Below are 16,373 nucleotides of genomic sequence, written 5' to 3' on the forward strand. Positions count from 1 at the left end.
ACAAAGCAGCTAAAGAAGGCAAGTGCGGCGAAGGTAAATGTGGCGGCGACAAAGCAGCCAAAGAAGGCAAATGCGGCGAAGGCAAATGTGGCGGCGACAAAGCAGCCAAAGAAGGCAAATGCGGCGAAGGCAAATGTGGTGGCCAAGCTTAACGCTTAACCAGCGTTTTTTTGGATAAAGGCCAGCATTGCTGGCCTTTATTGTATAGGCCACATAAATTATGAAACGCGTTACAATGAGTGTTATAGCGTCAGTTTCAATAAGTAGTGAAGAGGCAAGTGATGCAGAGTAAGCATTTATCAGGTGTGGGGTTAGGGCTTCGCCGTGAAATGATCAATGAGGTAATTGATGATATCCCTCGTTCTGTCGACTTTTGGGAAGTCGCCCCAGAAAACTGGATACCGTTAGGGGGAAAGTACCAGAAGCAGCTTAGCCAGTTTACCCAAACTAGCCAGTTTACGACTCACGGGCTTTCATTGTCGATTGGTGGCCCAGAGCCGCTGGATATTAACTTCGTTAAAGACGTTAAAGCCTTTCTTGATAAACACAATATTCAGCATTACAGCGAGCATCTAAGTTATTGTTCTGGCAAAGGTCATTTGTATGATTTAATGCCGATCCCATTTAGTGAAGAAGCGGTCAAATATGTCGTTGAACGGGTAAAGCAGGTGCAAGATATTATTGAGCGCCCACTGATTTTAGAAAATGTTTCTTATTATGCGGCTCCCAATGCCCAGATCAGCGAACAAGACTTTACTTTGGCGGTTCTTGAAGAATCAAACTGTAAAATGCTGTTAGACGTAAACAATATATACGTCAATTCAATTAACCATGGCTATGACGCTGAATCGTTTTTAAAGGCCATGCCATCAGCTCGTATTGCATATGGGCATATCGCTGGGCATTACGACGAAGCAGACGACTTGAAGGTTGATACACATGGTGCGGATGTTATTCAGCCTGTGTGGGATTTATTGGAAAAAGCCTACGAAATACATGGGGTGTTTCCCACATTATTAGAGCGTGATTTTAATATCCCGCCGATCGAAGAACTGCTGCTTGAAGTAGAGAAAATACGCCAAATTCAACACAAGCATATGATGGCGGTGAGCCACAAGGACTTGGCATAAATGTACGATTTTCAAAAGACCCAATTGGCCTTTATCGATCATCTAAAAGACCCAGATAATAATCCGTTTTCTCATGATATAGAGCCAAGACGCATGGCCATATATCGGGATCTGTTCTTCAACAATATCAAAGGCTTCCTCAGTTCTGGTTTTCCCGTGTTAGAGAGCCTTTATACAACCAAACAGTGGAATGCTCTTGCTCGGCAGTTTTTTGCAGAGCACGAATGTCGCTCGCCGTATTTTACTGACATTAGTAAAGAATTTGTTGAGTACCTAAGCAATGAATATGAGCGCCAAGAGCACGACCCAATATTTATGGCTGAGCTGGCGCATTATGAATGGATGGAGCTTGCGGTATCTATTCGAAAATTGACGCAATCTCAAATTGAAAGCCAAGCGTGGGACACATCGCAACCGGTCAGTGACGTGCAATTGTCGCCGCTAGCCAGTGTTGTTAGTTATCAATTTCCAGTGCATCAAATTAGTCAAGATTACCAACCCAGTGAAGCGGGAGAGCCGGTTTATTTAGTGATCCACCGCGACAGTGACGATCAAGTGGACTTCACGCTCATTACTGCGATGACGGCCCATTTACTGGTCACGATCGAAAATAATACCCACTTGTCATTCGAATCTCTGCATCAAAGTATGATTGAAAGCCTTCCTCAATTAGAGTCAGAGCAAGTAATACAAGGCGTTAACCAAATTGTTCAACAAATGTTGGACGAACAGATCTTGTTACCCTATTCGATTAGCGCGTAAATGGGCTATCAATTTTTATCTGTTTGAATTACCATTTACGGCTGAATTCATATTAGTTAAATCGCGACGAATGGGGTTTTCAATGCAAGATAATAATGGTTCTCAAGATCCGTTCAATTTCACATATTTAGCCGCTGGGCTTTTGACGTTATTGGCGTTGCCATTAATGCATGTCATTCTGGGTTGGATCGTTTTCCTTTAACTGTCGTTTTTTAATTATCAATTACAACGGGGAAAGCTGTGCCCGCTGCTTATATAAAGTCGGTTATTAAAACCGTACCTGATTATCCCAAGCCTGGGATTTTATTTCGTGACGTGACTTCAATTCTTGAAGATCATAAAGCGTACACGTCGAGCATTGAACTTTTAGTCAAAGAGTTTGCTCCATACAATTTCGATAAAGTGGCAGGCACTGAAGCCCGCGGCTTTTTGTTCGGTGCGCCATTGGCGATTGAGCTCGGTATTGGTTTTATACCGGTACGTAAGCCTAATAAATTACCGCGTAAAGTGATTAGCGAAAGCTACGATCTTGAATACGGCACTGACTGCCTTGAAATCCATGAAGATGCGGTGAAACCTGGCGAAAAAGTACTGATGTTAGACGACTTGCTCGCCACGGGTGGCACCATGATCGCCACGGCTAATTTGATTAGACGTTTAGGCGGTATAGTGGAACACGCAGGCTTTATTATTTCACTTCCTGAACTGGGCGGTGAAGCAAAGCTGCAAGAAATTGGTGTACAAAGTCATTCTATTTGCGAGTTTGAAGGCGAGTAATAAAATAACATGAGCTATCAAGTTCTAGCGCGAAAATGGCGACCGAATAACTTCAGTGAATTAGTCGGTCAAGAGCATGTAGTCGCAGCCATTTCAAATGCACTTGATAATGACCGCTTACACCACGCTTACTTGTTTACTGGAACGCGTGGTGTAGGTAAAACCACCATCGCACGGATTTTCTCGAAAAGTCTGAATTGCGAATTGGGTATGGGGTCAAAACCTTGTGGTCAATGTTCAACCTGCGTGGAGATAGAGCAGGGCAATTTTGTTGATCTTTTAGAGATTGACGCGGCCTCTCGAACCAAAGTTGAAGACACCCGAGAGTTACTAGACAACGTACAATATCGCCCCACTCGTGGCCGATATAAAGTATATCTAATCGATGAAGTACACATGTTGTCTAAGCATAGTTTTAACGCTTTGCTTAAAACCCTTGAAGAGCCACCGCCTCATGTAAAGTTTTTGTTGGCCACGACCGATCCTCAAAAGCTACCCATTACCATTTTGTCTCGTTGCTTACAGTTCAATCTGAAAGCCCTATCGCGAGCACAAATTGCCCAGCAACTTAAGCATGTTTTTAACCAAGAACAACTTGAAAATGAGCCAGAAGCACTGGCGCAGCTTGCAAGAGCAGCCCAGGGGAGTATGCGCGACGCATTAAGTTTATCTGACCAAGCCATCGCCCAAGGCAATGGCAATGTCAGTTTAAGCATCGTCACCGACATGCTCGGCTTAATGGATAAAACCCAAGTTCTTAAGTTACTGAATGCCGTGCTGAATAAGCAAAATGACCTGGTGTTTGAGTTAGTTGAACTGATGTCAGAGCAAGCGGTTGATTATAGTCAAGTGCTAAACGAGTTGATGAGTTTGCTACATCAAGTTGCCCTGACGCAGTTTGTGCCCGACGCATGTAAGCTTGAAACGATTTCAGCGCGAGCCATTTATCAGTTAGCAAAAAATGCGGTGCCTGAGCACATTCAACTGCTTTATCAAATCACCTTGCAGGGCAAGCGAGATATGCCGTTTGCCGCGGATGCTAGAACAGGTCTTGAAATGACACTGCTGCGCATGTTGGCTTTTAGCCCAGTGCAGAGCAACACCAGCATAGAAGAGCTAGTGGCGATGACGCCAAGCCCTTCAACGCAGCCAGCGCCAAGCCCTTCAACGCAGCCAGCGCCAGAGCAACAAGCACAGTCTGAATCATCAGAAACCGCGCAAATAGCGTCAACAGTAACGCTTGACGCCGTGCCCGAAAAGACAGAACAAGAACCACAAGTTGCTGAAATAACACCTGAGGCTGCTAGCTCTCAATTAACTGCAGCTCCGCTCACTCAAACTGCCACGGCGCACACTCAAACTGCAGCCGCGCCGCAAGCGCAAGCAGTGTCGCAACCGTCTTCGATTAAGCAAAGTGACGTTAAGCCGCCTCATCAAAAGCCTACAGGCGATACTGCACCAACAGACGCGGGGCGAGAGCAAAACCTGCCTGCAGATGAAGCCTCAGCTCAGCAGTTTGATGATGACGAATATTACAGCGCGCAAATGCAAGACATGGAAGCCCAGCAAGCTGACATTTTGCAAGAAGCAGCGCATTTTATTCAACCTGAGTATGCTCAGCAAACAAGTGACGCGCATGATGAGCAAAGCCAAATGCAGAACGCGTCAAAACCACAAAGCCAAACGACTGAAAGTTTGCTCGCCCTGCGCCGAAAGTTAACGCAAACAGCGACAGACGAAGAGGAGAATGCCCCTTCAGTAAAAAAGTCTGAAGGCGGGTATGATACCAGTCAATTTTTGCCTGGTGGCAGTGGGCCGGGTGTTGAACCCATGGCAGGAGCAGTGCCAAGAAAGCAATCGACTCCCGAACAACCTACGACCACTGTTGCTCAAAATGCTCCTCAGCCAGCCGCTCATGATACTTCATCTGCGGATGATGCACTGACACAAGATGAGCTTAATCAAGATCTGCCTCGTGAAAATGTTGCTGTGGTAAATTCCGAGTATGAAAATACCCAGAATGCATTCGAGCCAAGCCTAAATAATACCGCTCATGCTGAAGAAGCACCGCCTTGGGCGTCTGACGATGCCTACAATGGTAATGCGGCACAAGATGATATCGCTCGCGGTGAAACGACCTTAGATGCAGTAACTGCACCGGTTGACGAGCAAGAGAATTTCTCAGGTAACGAACAAGCAATTGAAAATACGGTTTTCGACCCCACTGCTCACTTAGCACAAGATTTAGAATGTGAAGTTAATTATGACGTACCAGCATTTTTAGAATCGGGTGAAAAAGTCACTATCGCGCCTCAATTAGATAAATGGAGCGCCTTGATAACACAAATGCAGGTAGCAGCACTAACTAAGCAACTTGCCTTGCACTCAGAGTTCACGCGAGAGGGCGAAAAGGTGATACTTAATTTGGTGCAAAGTAAAGAGCACCTCAACACTGAGTCAGCCAAAGAGCAATTGCAATATGCTCTTAGCGAAGTGTTACAGCAAGACATTAAGTTAGAAGTACATGTAGGTGACGCAATCAATACGCCATTTGCTTTGCAGCAAAGTATCAATCGGGTTCGGTTGGAACATGCTAAGCAGGTAGTAGAAACCAATGAAGCCATTGGCATGTTTAAAGACATGTTCAATGCACAAGTGCTGACTGATTCAATCAAAGCACGATAAATTTTATTCCAAAGATTAAGAGAGAAAAGTATGTTTAAAGGTGGAATGGGCAACGTAATGAAGCAAGCGCAACAAATGCAAGAGCGCATGCAGAAGAAACAAGAAGAGCTAGCCAAAATGGAAGTTACGGGCGAGTCGGGTGCGGGCTTAGTTAAAGTTACTATGACCTGTAACCACAACGTACGCCGTGTTGACATCGACGACAGCTTGATGGAAGACGATAAGGAAATGATTGAAGACTTGGTTGCCGCGGCAATCAATGACGCAGTACGCCGCGTTCAAGAAACGACCAAAGAGCAAATGGCCGACGTCACTGGCGGCATGGCGATGCCTCCTGGCTTTAAAATGCCATTCTAGTTGGCAGGTCCCGAATTTGTTGACGTCCAGGCGCTTAAATAGCTATGGGGGCAAATAGGGGACAAAATTAATTTTTCAAAAGCTCAAACAAGTTGTTTGAGCTTTTTTATTGAAGCCATCTACACGATTGGCGCGTGAAGCTCAGTTTCGACCAATGCCAAGCTCTCGCTTGTTATTCATTTTCTTCCAGTGTTACGTGACAGACAGGTATTGCTATCAATATTAGTAGGCCTGCTTTTGCAAACTAACCTAGGTAAAGTAACCGCAGCTTGTTCAGTAGAGTGGCAAGCGTAAAAAATACTTTCAAATAACTGTGTCCGCTAAAGCTTATTTCTAGCATTTCGATAATGAAACCTGCATTTACTCCTGTACTTAGCTCATCTGGTAGTTATTAATGCTGCTACTTTGAAAATCACTGTTTTTCGTCTCTAAAAAGTAACATTGCTTGCGTGTTATTTTCCTTAAGAGTAGAGTGGATAAATGGAGAATTATTTTGCGCTAATGAAATAGGCAAACGCCTTAGTGCAGACTAGTCGTTGCTCAAGGACAGATGTGATGTATTTAACACAATATGCATATAAATGTACCTTGGAAAAGGGACATGAATATGAACGAACAACATATTGAGAGCCGTTTTTGGTTTATAGAAATGCATGCTTACTGGCAAGGATTAGTGAATAGCCGTCATATCACCGAGTATTTTCACGTAAGCCGAACACAAGCCCAAAAATACATTGCTGAATACCAACGTTTACATCCGCTCAATCTTTCGTATAACCCGAGTTTAAAAGGTTTTTTTACTACCACTGACTTTGCTTGTTGTTATATCTCCGGTGATGCTAATGAATATCTGGAATGGTTACACACGCAAACGGATTTCACGACGAAAACCAACAGCACGCCGCTAACTAATGCCTCTTTAAACCTACCTAAACGCAGTGTAAAGCCAGATGTTATGCGCGCATTAACACAAGCTATTCAATTGCGCCGTCGTTTAGAAGTGGATTATGTGTCTTTAAAAAGTCCTAATGGTGAAGGTCGTATAATTCAGCCTCATGTGTTTGTAAAAACCGGGTTACGCTGGTACCTGAGAGCATTTGATGAAAAACATCAGCAGTTTAGAGACTTTGTTCTCAGTCGATTCAATGGCGCTCCAGAGGTGCTTGAAGGTGAAACAGTGTCCCCCTGCAACGATAAGGCATGGCAAACCGTCATCGATTTAAAATTCGTTGCCGACCTTAGGCTCTCACCTGAGCAGAAACGGGTTATCGAGCAAGACTATCAAATGACAAATGGCGAACTTACCGTTACCACCAGAGCCGCACTAGCGCAGTATGTATTACAAGAAATGCAAGTAAATATTAAATTTCTAGATGAATACCCAGAAGCCCAACAACTGGTACTCGCCAACAAAAAAGACATACAAACGTGGTTATTTAATGGCTAAGCAAGTCTAAAAAGCAAATACCTACCAACAAAGTTTACTGGTTTTATTTCAGGGATTTACTGGTTGCTTAAATACACCAACAATCGGTCATAGTTAAATAAGGACTTTGAAGCAATGAACGACTTTTCGCCCTCAGATTTAAAAACAATTTTGCACTCTAAGCGAGCCAATATGTACTACCTAGAATATTGCCGCGTGATGCAAAAGGACGGGCGAGTGCTCTATTTAACTGAAGCTCAAAAGGAAAACCAGTATTTCAATATTCCAATCGCAAACTCCACCGTTGTGCTTTTAGGAAATGGTACTTCTATTACCCAAGCTGCTATGCGTATGTTAGCTCAAGCTGGTGTGCTAGTTGGGTTTGCAGGTGGCGGTGGAACACCCTTATATATGGCAAATGAAATCGAATGGATGACCCCACAAAGCGAATATCGCCCTACAGAATATATTCAAGGTTGGATGAGCTTTTGGTTTGACGATGAAAAGCGATTAAACGCTGCTAAAAAGTTTCAATTGGCCAGAATTGACTACTTAAGTAACGTATGGAGCAAAGACAAAGATCTCAAATCAGAAGGTTTCAAGGTCACAGACGATAAAATTTTAACGGCTTTAGACACCTTTGAACAACGTACCACCACGGCTAAAAAATCCTCTGAGTTATTACTAACCGAAGCTCAACTAACCAAAGTTTTGTACAAATTCGCTGCTAACAACACTGGCACCACAGATTTTACTCGACAGCATCAAGGCTCATCAAAAAATAACATCGACAAAGCCAACGACTTTTTAAATCATGGTAATTACCTAGCTTACGGACTCGCTGCTTGTACGTTATGGGTATTAGGCATACCTCACGGTTTTGCTGTTATGCATGGTAAAACCCGTCGTGGTGCCTTGGTATTTGATATAGCTGATTTAATCAAAGACGCCATCATATTACCGTGGGCATTTATTTGTGCCAAAGAAAACGCCACTGAGCAAGAATTCCGCCAACAAATACTGCAAAAGTTTACCGATCACAAAGCTTTAGATTTTATGTTTGACCAAGTTAAAAAGGTAGCACTGGCGGATAACGCTAATGAAGAGAACAACGCCTTATGATGGTTACATTTGTCAGTCAGTGCGAAAAAAGTGCCCTGAAGAAAACTCGTAGAGTGCTAGACGCATTCGCTAACCGCATTGGCGACAACACCTGGCAAACAGTCATTACAGAAGATGGCTTACTCACAGTTAAAAAAATGCTACGCCAAACCGCCAGTAAAAGTACTGCCGTAAGCTGTCACTGGATTCGCTCGAGAGCACGCAGCCAATTTATGTGGGTGGTGGGGAATAAGCATAAGTTTAATAGTGAAGGTGTTGTTGCGGTTAACTATACCAAGTTAGATATTGAGCATAAAGAATGGGAAAACGGCTGGGAGCTAAATGAAGCAATAATGTTGGCCTCAAGCCTTGCTGGTCTATTTCATGACTTTGGCAAAGCAAATGATTTATTTCAACAAAAGTTAGCAGGTAAAACACAATCAAAATCTGAGCCATATCGTCATGAGTGGGTATCGCTAAGATTGTTTGAAGCCTTTATTAAAGATTTAACCGATCAAGAGTGGCTAACAAAACTGGTAGAAATTAATCAGCAATCAATTGCTGCTCACGCTGAAAATGAAATACACAAAATACTATTTAAAGATAACGGAAAACATCAAAACCCGTTTAATTCGTTTGGTGATAATACGCAGTTTGGAAAGTTAGTAGCGTGGTTAATTGTCTCGCATCACCGGTTACCTTACCCACAAGTTAACTCGGTTAAGTTAGATGAAGCGGAACATTGGCTTACAAAATGTTTTGATTGTCATTGGAATTCTAAAAATGCAGAAAATCTGGCTGATATAGAGCCATCAGTCATTAATGCTAATTGGCGTTTTGTTCATGGTACGCCATTACTGAGCAAAGCATGGCAAAACAAAGCAAGTGAAATTTCTAAACGAGCTTTGAGCTATCAGAAATTATCTGAAAAAACGGATTGGCTTAATCAACGTTTTGTCAGTCATTTATCAAGATTGTCACTTATGTTAGCTGATCATTATTATTCATCTCTTGAGCTTAAAGATTCAAAAATGAAGTGGCGAGATGATAGCTATCAAGCTAACGCCAATACGGATAGAAAAACGAATCAGTTGAAACAAAAATTAGATGAACATAATATCGGTGTTGCTCATAACGCTTTTCTATTCGCTAAAAATCTACCCGCTTTAAAATACACATTACCTGCATTGGCACAGCACAGGCTTTTTTCACAAAGTGCTAAAGATCGTAAATACCAATGGCAAGACAAAGCGTTTAAAGCGTCAAAAGAATTTGCTAAAACCAGTGAAAAGCAGGGGTTCTTTGGTATTAACATGGCATCAACAGGTTGTGGAAAAACCATGGCCAATGCACGGATTATGTATGCCATAGCGGATGAACGTGAAGGTTGTCGATTCTCAGTTGCTTTAGGTTTGCGTACTTTAACCTTACAAACAGGTGATGCTTATCGAGATCTACTTAAATTAGGTGATGATGAACTCGCAGTTTTAATTGGCTCTAATGCCGTTAAATTACTACATCAATTAAATAAAGATGATGAAACATCAGCAAAACCTGACCATGGTAGCGAATCCGCGCAAGACTTTTTTGAACAATTATATGTCAGTTACGAAGGCCAAATTTACGACGGGCGTTTAAAGCATTGGTTAAAAGGCAATCCTAAATTAGAGCAGTTAATCAGTGCGCCAATTTTGGTTAGTACCATTGACCATTTAATGCCAGCCACAGAAAGTAAACGAGGCGGCAAACAAATTGCGCCCATGTTGCGGTTATTAACATCAGACTTAATTTTAGATGAGCCCGATGATTTTGGTTTAGAAGACCTGCCTGCACTATGCCGATTAGTTAACTGGGCAGGTATGTTAGGTTCTCGGGTTTTATTATCATCGGCAACCTTACCGCCCGCGCTTATCAGTGCTTTATACGACGCTTATGTCGCAGGTCGTAAACATTATAATCAAGCTAATTTCCCACATAATAGCAATCAAGGCGTTGTTTGTGCTTGGTTTGATGAAAACAAAAGTGAAGTTGAATTAATAAAAAATAAAGAGGGCTTCAAACAAAAAAACAACACTTTTATTGAGTTACGTTTAAAAAAATTAGCGGCTAACAGTAAAGTATTACGTAAAGGTAAAATCGTTAATATTGAGTTGCCTGACACTGATAATAGTGACTCAACCGGTCAAAATATTGATGAAAAAAATCAGCAGGTTTATCAAAATGTGGCAGATAGCATTCACCAACAAATTCATGAATTACATAGCCAACATCATGTAACTCATAGCAGCGGCAAAAAAGTATCTATAGGTGTGGTTAGAATGGCCAATATTAATCCGATGATTGCTGTTGCAAAAATACTATTAGCTATGTCACCAAGGGCTAACTATAAATTTCATTTTTGTATTTATCATTCACAGTTTCCGTTAGCACTACGCTCTTACAAAGAGTTTCGCTTAGATAAAACTTTAACTCGCTATGATGAACAAGCTCTTTGGCAACAACCTGAAATTGCCAACGCATTAAAAGCTGATGTACTAAATAAAATATCGGCAGACAATCATGTGTTTATTGTATTAGGCACATCTGTAGTGGAAGTTGGGCGCGACCATGATTACGACTGGGCAATTGCAGAGCCTAGCTCGCTCCGTTCAATTATACAGTTAGCAGGGCGTATACAACGGCATAGGCAAGTTCCGCCTACCACTGCAAATTTGATTGTGCTTAACCAAAATATACGCGCATTAAAAGGTGAACAAGTGGCTTACTGTAAGCCTGGTTTTGAAACCCCAGAACTCCCCCTCAACAGTAAAGATTTGAATGAATTATTAACAACAGAGTTAGACAATATTTCAGCAATGCCAAGGATCGTTGAGCCTCAAATGAGCCGGGGGGATTTTGCTAAAGCTCCGATAGGAAGTCATAACAGAGAAATGGCTAATGCAATTAAGTCGTTTGCAATTCAAGAGCACAGAGCATTAAGGGTTACATTGGATGTTATTGGGGGAAAGAAAAAAGACTTATTTTACAACTCAGATAAACCCGCAGCTCTTTGGTGGAATGAAAACTCTGTAATTGATTGGAGTGCTGAATTTATTCATCAAACCGAGTTTCGAAAATCACAACCACAAGAGGAGTTTATTTTACGGTTAGAAGAAGATGAAGCGTTAACGTGGAGTCAAATTGACGATACTTGTTATCCGCCTGTGTATTTAGAGCAAAGCAATCGCTTTATTGATGAAAACCAATCGATTGGGTTAGCCCAAGGTAATCATTGGTGGTTTAACTTAAGCGTTGAAGAAACCTATCAAATTTTTGCAGATAAATTAAATGAAAGCTTGCGACAGGTGAGTGAAACCTTTGGTGTAACTGGCTTAAGAGAACCCCGTAAAGATCAAGAATTAAATTGGCACTGGCACGAGCAGCTAGGTGTTTTTGATAATAAGTAAAAGGAAAAACGATGGAAGCAACATTAACTCAAGCGCTAGCTGATTATATAGAGCAGCGCAAAAAATCTAAGTTGGAACCTTTTCAAAAAACACTAAATAAAGTGTTAGAAAAAAGTGAAAACGAAATAGAGATAGCGGCAGCTAAAGCCGAATACGAAGAAAAATCGTCACCTATTGAAGGAAGTTATAATCCTGAAGTGTGGCTAACTGATGCAGCTAGACGAGCTAAACAAATCAGTTTAGCAACCCATGCGGCAAAATTCACTCATAGTGATGCCAAAGCTAGCAGTATCTTAGTAAGTCAGCCATGTACAGATAATCAAACTGTAAATAACCAATACCTTGTTACAGCAAGCTTAACAGATAAAGCAATTGATGCTGTAGGTAACGCAGCAGCACTAGATGTGGCTAAGCTGCTAAACATAACGGTAAATGGTGAAAACCTGATCACGCAATTGCAACAAAACCATGCACAAGCGTTAAGTGCTTTCACTGATAATGTCGAATTATTACAAACTTGGATTGATGGCTTTAAGTTAGCACTGGGCGATGAAAAGGTTAGTTCACATAGTTTAAGTAAACAGGTTTACTTTCCGATAACGTCAGAGGATGGTTCTGTCAGTTATCTTTTATTATGTCCTTTATTTTCATCAGCACTTGCACATAAATTGCACAAAAAAGTAACCGAAACCCGTTTTGGTGATTCAAAAGATATTCGTGATGCCCGTAGAGCAAATAAATACGATGCACGAATTGATGTAAGCTTTCCAAATACAGCCGTACAAACCTTTGGCGGTTCAAAACCACAAAATATTTCACAGTTAAATAGTGAACGTTATGGTCAGAATTTTTTATTAAATACGGCGCCTCCTATTTTTCAAGCACAAGCTAAGCCTCCAATAAATAGTTCAAGCTTATTTAACAGGCAACTGTCATATAAAGTATCAGGGTACTTGCGTGACTTTAAAGCCTTTTTAAGCAATGTAAAACCTGAAGAAAATAATTTTAAAGTCCGTTACAAGCGCGATTATCACTTTATTTTACCAATGCTCGATCAATTAATGATCCACGCGACCAATATTCAAACATTACCTGCAGGCTGGGCAAGTGAACCATATTGCCAACTAAAACATGCCCATGCTTTATGGCTTGATGTTTATAACCTTAATGAGAGTTTCCAGCGTGAACGTGAAAAGCTCGACTGGCAAGCTGTAATAGCGGCTGATTTTGCCAGTTGGTTAATTAAGCAATTAAAAAATGATGAAAAATACCGCTTGGGTGATATCGAACACGCTTACTTTTCTAAAGTGTGTTTGCATCAGTTAAAACGTTTTGAGCGCAACACACCAAAATTAGCGGAGGCGTAACCATGAGCCAATATTTATTACTTAAAAAGGTATCGGTACAAAATGCCAATGCTATTGCCGGTTTAACGTATGGTTTTCCTGCCATCACTAATTTCTTGGGTTTTGCCCATGCATTATCACGTACATTACCTGAAACGTTAGCCGTTAATTTAGGTGGTGTTGCCGTAATTAGTCATAAAAATACAGTACACGCAAGACAACCTAAAGGGTGGGGCGACTATGTTTTTGCATTATCCCGCAACCCGTTAACTCACCAAGGCAAGACGGCACCTATTAATGAAGAAGGGCGCATGCATATGCAAATATCTTTGTTGATTGAAATTAATGGCTTGATTGCAGGCGATACACAAACGACAGAACAATTAATTGAACATGTAAAACAAAACGTGCCAGCGTTACGTTTAGCAGGCGGTCAAATTACGCATATAGAAAGTATTGAGTTAACCCCGTTAAATGAAGAGCAAAAAACATTACGAAAATTAATGCCAGGTTTTGCCTTAATTGATCGCAGTGATTATTTAGCTCAGCATTTTCAACAGCAAAAAGAGATAAATGATAACGCTTGTTTATTTGATGCATGGTGTGATTTTTCTCAGCTTAAATTTAAAACTGAAAAAATAAAAAGTGAAGATGAACAAGAAAGCGAAGACCTTGAAAACGTAAATCAAAAAGCTAATTGGCATTATGTAGCGAAACCGCAAAGTGGCTATTTAGTGCCGATTAATACCGGTTATTGTGCCATCTCTACAATTTATGAAGCGGGCGAAGTGAGCAATGTAAGAGATTCAACAGTTCCTACTGTCTTTGCTGAAAGTGCTTATAGTGTAGGTGAATGGAAAAGCCTACATAACATACAAAATATTGAAATAACCCTTTGGCGTTATGAACATCAATATCCTTGGTATGTCGCTAAAACAACCCCTTTCGAAGACGAAATTATTGAACCTGATAGTTTTGATCATGATGAAGCAATGAACTTTTAAAAATGTTTAGTAAAAAAATTAACAAAATATTTTATCAATGGAGTAATAAAAATGGCTGAAGTTAAATTAAAAACACCATCAGTATTAGCATTTGAAGCTAAATTAGTACCATCAGATGCACTCATGTTTGCAGGTAACTGGGAGCAAAAAGCATGGCAATCAATACAAGTGGGTGAAAAAGCAGTACGTGGCACAATTTCAAACCGCTTAAAAGCAGCAACGGCAAATGATCCAACAAAATTAGATGCAGAAGTATCTAAAGCTAATTTACAAACAGTTGATATTGCCGCATTAGCACATAGTACAGATACATTAAAAGTTGTTTTTACCTTAAGGGTATTAAGTAATTTGGCAACCCCATCAACCTGTAATAACCCTGATTATCAAGCGGAATTGGCTGAAAAAATAAAACAATACCAAACAGATGTAAGTTTTGAGGAATTGTCAAAACGTTATGCTTTCAATATTGCTAGTGCTCGTTTTTTATGGCGCAACCGAGTAGGTGCCGAAAACGTAAAAGTTGTTGTAACCGTGGAAAATCAAACCATTGAGTTTAATTGCCAAGACTATTCATTACGTGAATTTTCAAGTGACGAAAAAATTATACAACTTGCACAATTTATTCAACAGGGTTTAACCGATAATCATGTTCTTATAAAAGTAGAAGCTTATAGCCAATTAGGCGAAGGCCAAGCTGTATACCCATCACAAGAATTAGTGATGGGTGGCGGCAAAGGCGATAAAAGTAAATTTTTATACCAGCTTGATGGGCAAGCCGCGATGCACTCTCAAAAAATCGGCAATGCATTACGCACAATAGATACTTGGCACCCAGCGGTAGATGAAGTTGGTCCAATTGCTGTTGAACCTTATGGTTCAGTAACAAATCGTGGCGCAGCTTATCGTCAACCAAAAGAAAAAACAGACTTTTATAATTTACTTGATGCTTGGATGATCAAAGGCAAAGAGCCAGCGGTTGAACAACAACACTATATTATGGCGATGTTAATTCGTGGTGGTGTATTTGGGGAATAAACTAATATGAAACACTATATCGATATCACCTTATTACCCAGTGACGATATTGGCGTTCATTTTTTATGGTCTAAAGTTATGATGCAGGTGCATTTAGCTTTAGTGGAAATACAAGACAGCAACAAACAAGTTCCTGTTGCTGTGAGTTTCCCTCACTATAGAGAAAACGCCAACAATGCCACGGCATTTATCGGAAATAAACTTCGTTTGTTTTCCGAAAATAAAACGGACTTAAAACGATTAAATATTCAAAAATGGTTAAATCGATTAGACGACTATGTGCATATTAAAAATATCACAGAAGTGCCTGCGAATATTGGTAGTTTTGAAAGCTTTAGTCGACGGCAAAAGTCGGGAAGCCCAGATAAACATATCAGGCGAAGAATGAAACGGCATAACGAAACGCTTGAACAAGCTAGTAAACATTTTTCTGATTATAAAATGGCAGATGAAGATAAAGCATTGCCATTTATCAAGATGAAAAGTCTTACAAGCAATGATGAATTCAATATGAGCATTGCTAGGAAAGTCACAGAGCAAAGTAGTAATCCCGTGATGTTCAATACATATGGGTTTAATAGAAAAGCGCCATTACCAAAGTTTTAACCTTTATTTTTTGCTCTTTAAAAAATCGTTATAAATCATATGGCTACAATATCGCTTAAAATTAGGGGTAAATCTCCCTATTTTCGATAAGTGATTGTTGTAGCTATTTTTTTGTCTGTTAGACTGCTGTTAGCTGCGGCACACGCAGCTTAGAAACAAAGCTATGAGCTGTGCAAACGCATGTGCCGGTTAGCTGCGGCACACGCAGCTTAGAAAATTGCACCAGGTGAAAAGTTTCATGGGGGCGAGTTAGCTGCGGCACACGCAGCTTAGAAAGGAACGGACAAGATCAACTCAGACTCAACAACGTTAGCTGCGGCACACGCAGCTTAGAAAAGCCGAGATCAACAGTCAATTCAAGTATCTAAGTTAGCTGCGGCACACGCAGCTTAGAAAATTGGCGGTACTGGCAACTTTCGCCATTTTCGGTTAGCTGCGGCACACGCAGCTTAGAAAGTCAACGTTCCCAATATCGCTCCCGCCATCATGTTAGCTGCGGCACACGCAGCTTAGAAAAATCGTGATTTAACCCTATCCGTGGTGGCAATGTTAGCTGCGGCACACGCAGCTTAGAAAGGAATTGATAACACTAATGAATTTGAATTTGAGTTAGCTGCGGCACACGCAGCTTAGAAAGCACAGGCGCACAATTGGAGTACAGAACACGAGTTAGCTGCGGCACACGCAGCTTAGAAAGT

At 41.0% G+C, this 16,373-nt stretch carries 13 protein-coding genes and 1 CRISPR repeat array; all 13 genes read left to right on the forward strand.

The genetic code is table 11. The features are described from left to right. The coding region (locus GCHA_RS23310) for an HvfA family oxazolone/thioamide-modified RiPP metallophore (protein WP_437123582.1) at positions 1-152 on the forward strand (152 nt) is incomplete at its 5' end. A gap of 129 nt (positions 153-281) precedes the next feature. Beyond that, positions 282-1,130, forward strand: coding sequence for an HvfB family MNIO-type RiPP peptide maturase (locus GCHA_RS07760; protein ID WP_007986831.1), 849 nt, complete (start codon positions 282-284; stop codon positions 1,128-1,130). Continuing rightward, positions 1,131-1,892, forward strand: coding sequence for an HvfC family RiPP maturation protein (locus GCHA_RS07765; RefSeq protein ID WP_007986832.1), 762 nt, complete (start codon positions 1,131-1,133; stop codon positions 1,890-1,892). A gap of 240 nt (positions 1,893-2,132) precedes the next feature. After that, on the forward strand, positions 2,133-2,669 hold the full coding sequence (gene apt, locus GCHA_RS07770; RefSeq protein WP_007986835.1) for an adenine phosphoribosyltransferase: 537 nt from the start codon (positions 2,133-2,135) through the stop codon (positions 2,667-2,669). A 9-nt stretch (positions 2,670-2,678) separates the two neighbouring features. Next, on the forward strand, positions 2,679-5,354 hold the full coding sequence (gene dnaX, locus GCHA_RS07775; RefSeq protein WP_007986837.1) for a DNA polymerase III subunit gamma/tau: 2,676 nt from the start codon (positions 2,679-2,681) through the stop codon (positions 5,352-5,354). 30 nt (positions 5,355-5,384) lie between these two features. Continuing rightward, positions 5,385-5,711 (forward strand): YbaB/EbfC family nucleoid-associated protein, encoded by a 327-nt coding sequence (locus GCHA_RS07780; RefSeq protein ID WP_006991930.1) that lies wholly within the window; start codon positions 5,385-5,387, stop codon positions 5,709-5,711. 607 nt (positions 5,712-6,318) lie between these two features. Then, positions 6,319-7,158 (forward strand): helix-turn-helix transcriptional regulator, encoded by an 840-nt coding sequence (locus GCHA_RS07785; RefSeq protein WP_007986840.1) that lies wholly within the window; start codon positions 6,319-6,321, stop codon positions 7,156-7,158. A gap of 114 nt (positions 7,159-7,272) precedes the next feature. Continuing rightward, entirely contained in the window at positions 7,273-8,259 is a 987-nt protein-coding gene (cas1f, locus tag GCHA_RS07790; protein ID WP_007986842.1) for a type I-F CRISPR-associated endonuclease Cas1f, read from the forward strand. Next, complete coding sequence (gene cas3f, locus GCHA_RS07795) at positions 8,256-11,684, forward strand: type I-F CRISPR-associated helicase Cas3f (protein ID WP_007986844.1); 3,429 nt, start codon at positions 8,256-8,258, stop codon at positions 11,682-11,684. Before cas1f ends, cas3f begins: the two co-directional genes overlap by 4 nt. Before the next feature lie 11 nt (positions 11,685-11,695). Beyond that, positions 11,696-13,051, forward strand: a complete 1,356-nt coding sequence (csy1, locus tag GCHA_RS07800; RefSeq protein WP_007986846.1) for a type I-F CRISPR-associated protein Csy1 — start codon at positions 11,696-11,698, stop codon at positions 13,049-13,051. A gap of 2 nt (positions 13,052-13,053) precedes the next feature. Next, the gene (csy2, locus tag GCHA_RS07805; RefSeq protein ID WP_007986848.1) at positions 13,054-14,034 is read left to right on the forward strand and encodes a type I-F CRISPR-associated protein Csy2; all 981 of its coding nucleotides are present in this window, start codon (positions 13,054-13,056) and stop codon (positions 14,032-14,034) included. 51 nt (positions 14,035-14,085) lie between these two features. Then, positions 14,086-15,069, forward strand: coding sequence for a type I-F CRISPR-associated protein Csy3 (csy3, locus tag GCHA_RS07810; RefSeq protein WP_007986850.1), 984 nt, complete (start codon positions 14,086-14,088; stop codon positions 15,067-15,069). Positions 15,070-15,075: 6 nt separating this feature from the next. Beyond that, entirely contained in the window at positions 15,076-15,675 is a 600-nt protein-coding gene (cas6f, locus tag GCHA_RS07815; RefSeq protein ID WP_007986852.1) for a type I-F CRISPR-associated endoribonuclease Cas6/Csy4, read from the forward strand. A 128-nt stretch (positions 15,676-15,803) separates the two neighbouring features. Further along, a CRISPR array of direct repeats spans positions 15,804-16,371; the repeat unit is 28 nt; unit sequence GTTAGCTGCGGCACACGCAGCTTAGAAA. The last annotated feature ends 2 nt before the right edge of the window (positions 16,372-16,373 follow it).

Source organism: Paraglaciecola chathamensis S18K6, from assembly GCA_000314955.1.
Taxonomy (GTDB): domain Bacteria; phylum Pseudomonadota; class Gammaproteobacteria; order Enterobacterales; family Alteromonadaceae; genus Paraglaciecola; species Paraglaciecola chathamensis.

Bases quoted from the DNA above. Each gene is read 5' to 3' on its own strand.
- csy3 (WP_007986850.1), top strand. From the start codon at position 14,086: ATGGCTGAAGTTAAATTAAAAACACCATCAGTATTAGCATTTGAAGCT.
- GCHA_RS07760 (WP_007986831.1), top strand. From the start codon at position 282: ATGCAGAGTAAGCATTTATCAGGTGTGGGGTTAGGGCTTCGCCGTGAA.
- csy2 (WP_007986848.1), top strand. From the start codon at position 13,054: ATGAGCCAATATTTATTACTTAAAAAGGTATCGGTACAAAATGCCAAT.
- cas1f (WP_007986842.1), top strand. From the start codon at position 7,273: ATGAACGACTTTTCGCCCTCAGATTTAAAAACAATTTTGCACTCTAAG.
- GCHA_RS07785 (WP_007986840.1), top strand. From the start codon at position 6,319: ATGAACGAACAACATATTGAGAGCCGTTTTTGGTTTATAGAAATGCAT.
- dnaX (WP_007986837.1), top strand. From the start codon at position 2,679: ATGAGCTATCAAGTTCTAGCGCGAAAATGGCGACCGAATAACTTCAGT.
- cas3f (WP_007986844.1), top strand. From the start codon at position 8,256: ATGATGGTTACATTTGTCAGTCAGTGCGAAAAAAGTGCCCTGAAGAAA.
- GCHA_RS07765 (WP_007986832.1), top strand. From the start codon at position 1,131: ATGTACGATTTTCAAAAGACCCAATTGGCCTTTATCGATCATCTAAAA.
- GCHA_RS07780 (WP_006991930.1), top strand. From the start codon at position 5,385: ATGTTTAAAGGTGGAATGGGCAACGTAATGAAGCAAGCGCAACAAATG.
- csy1 (WP_007986846.1), top strand. From the start codon at position 11,696: ATGGAAGCAACATTAACTCAAGCGCTAGCTGATTATATAGAGCAGCGC.
- cas6f (WP_007986852.1), top strand. From the start codon at position 15,076: ATGAAACACTATATCGATATCACCTTATTACCCAGTGACGATATTGGC.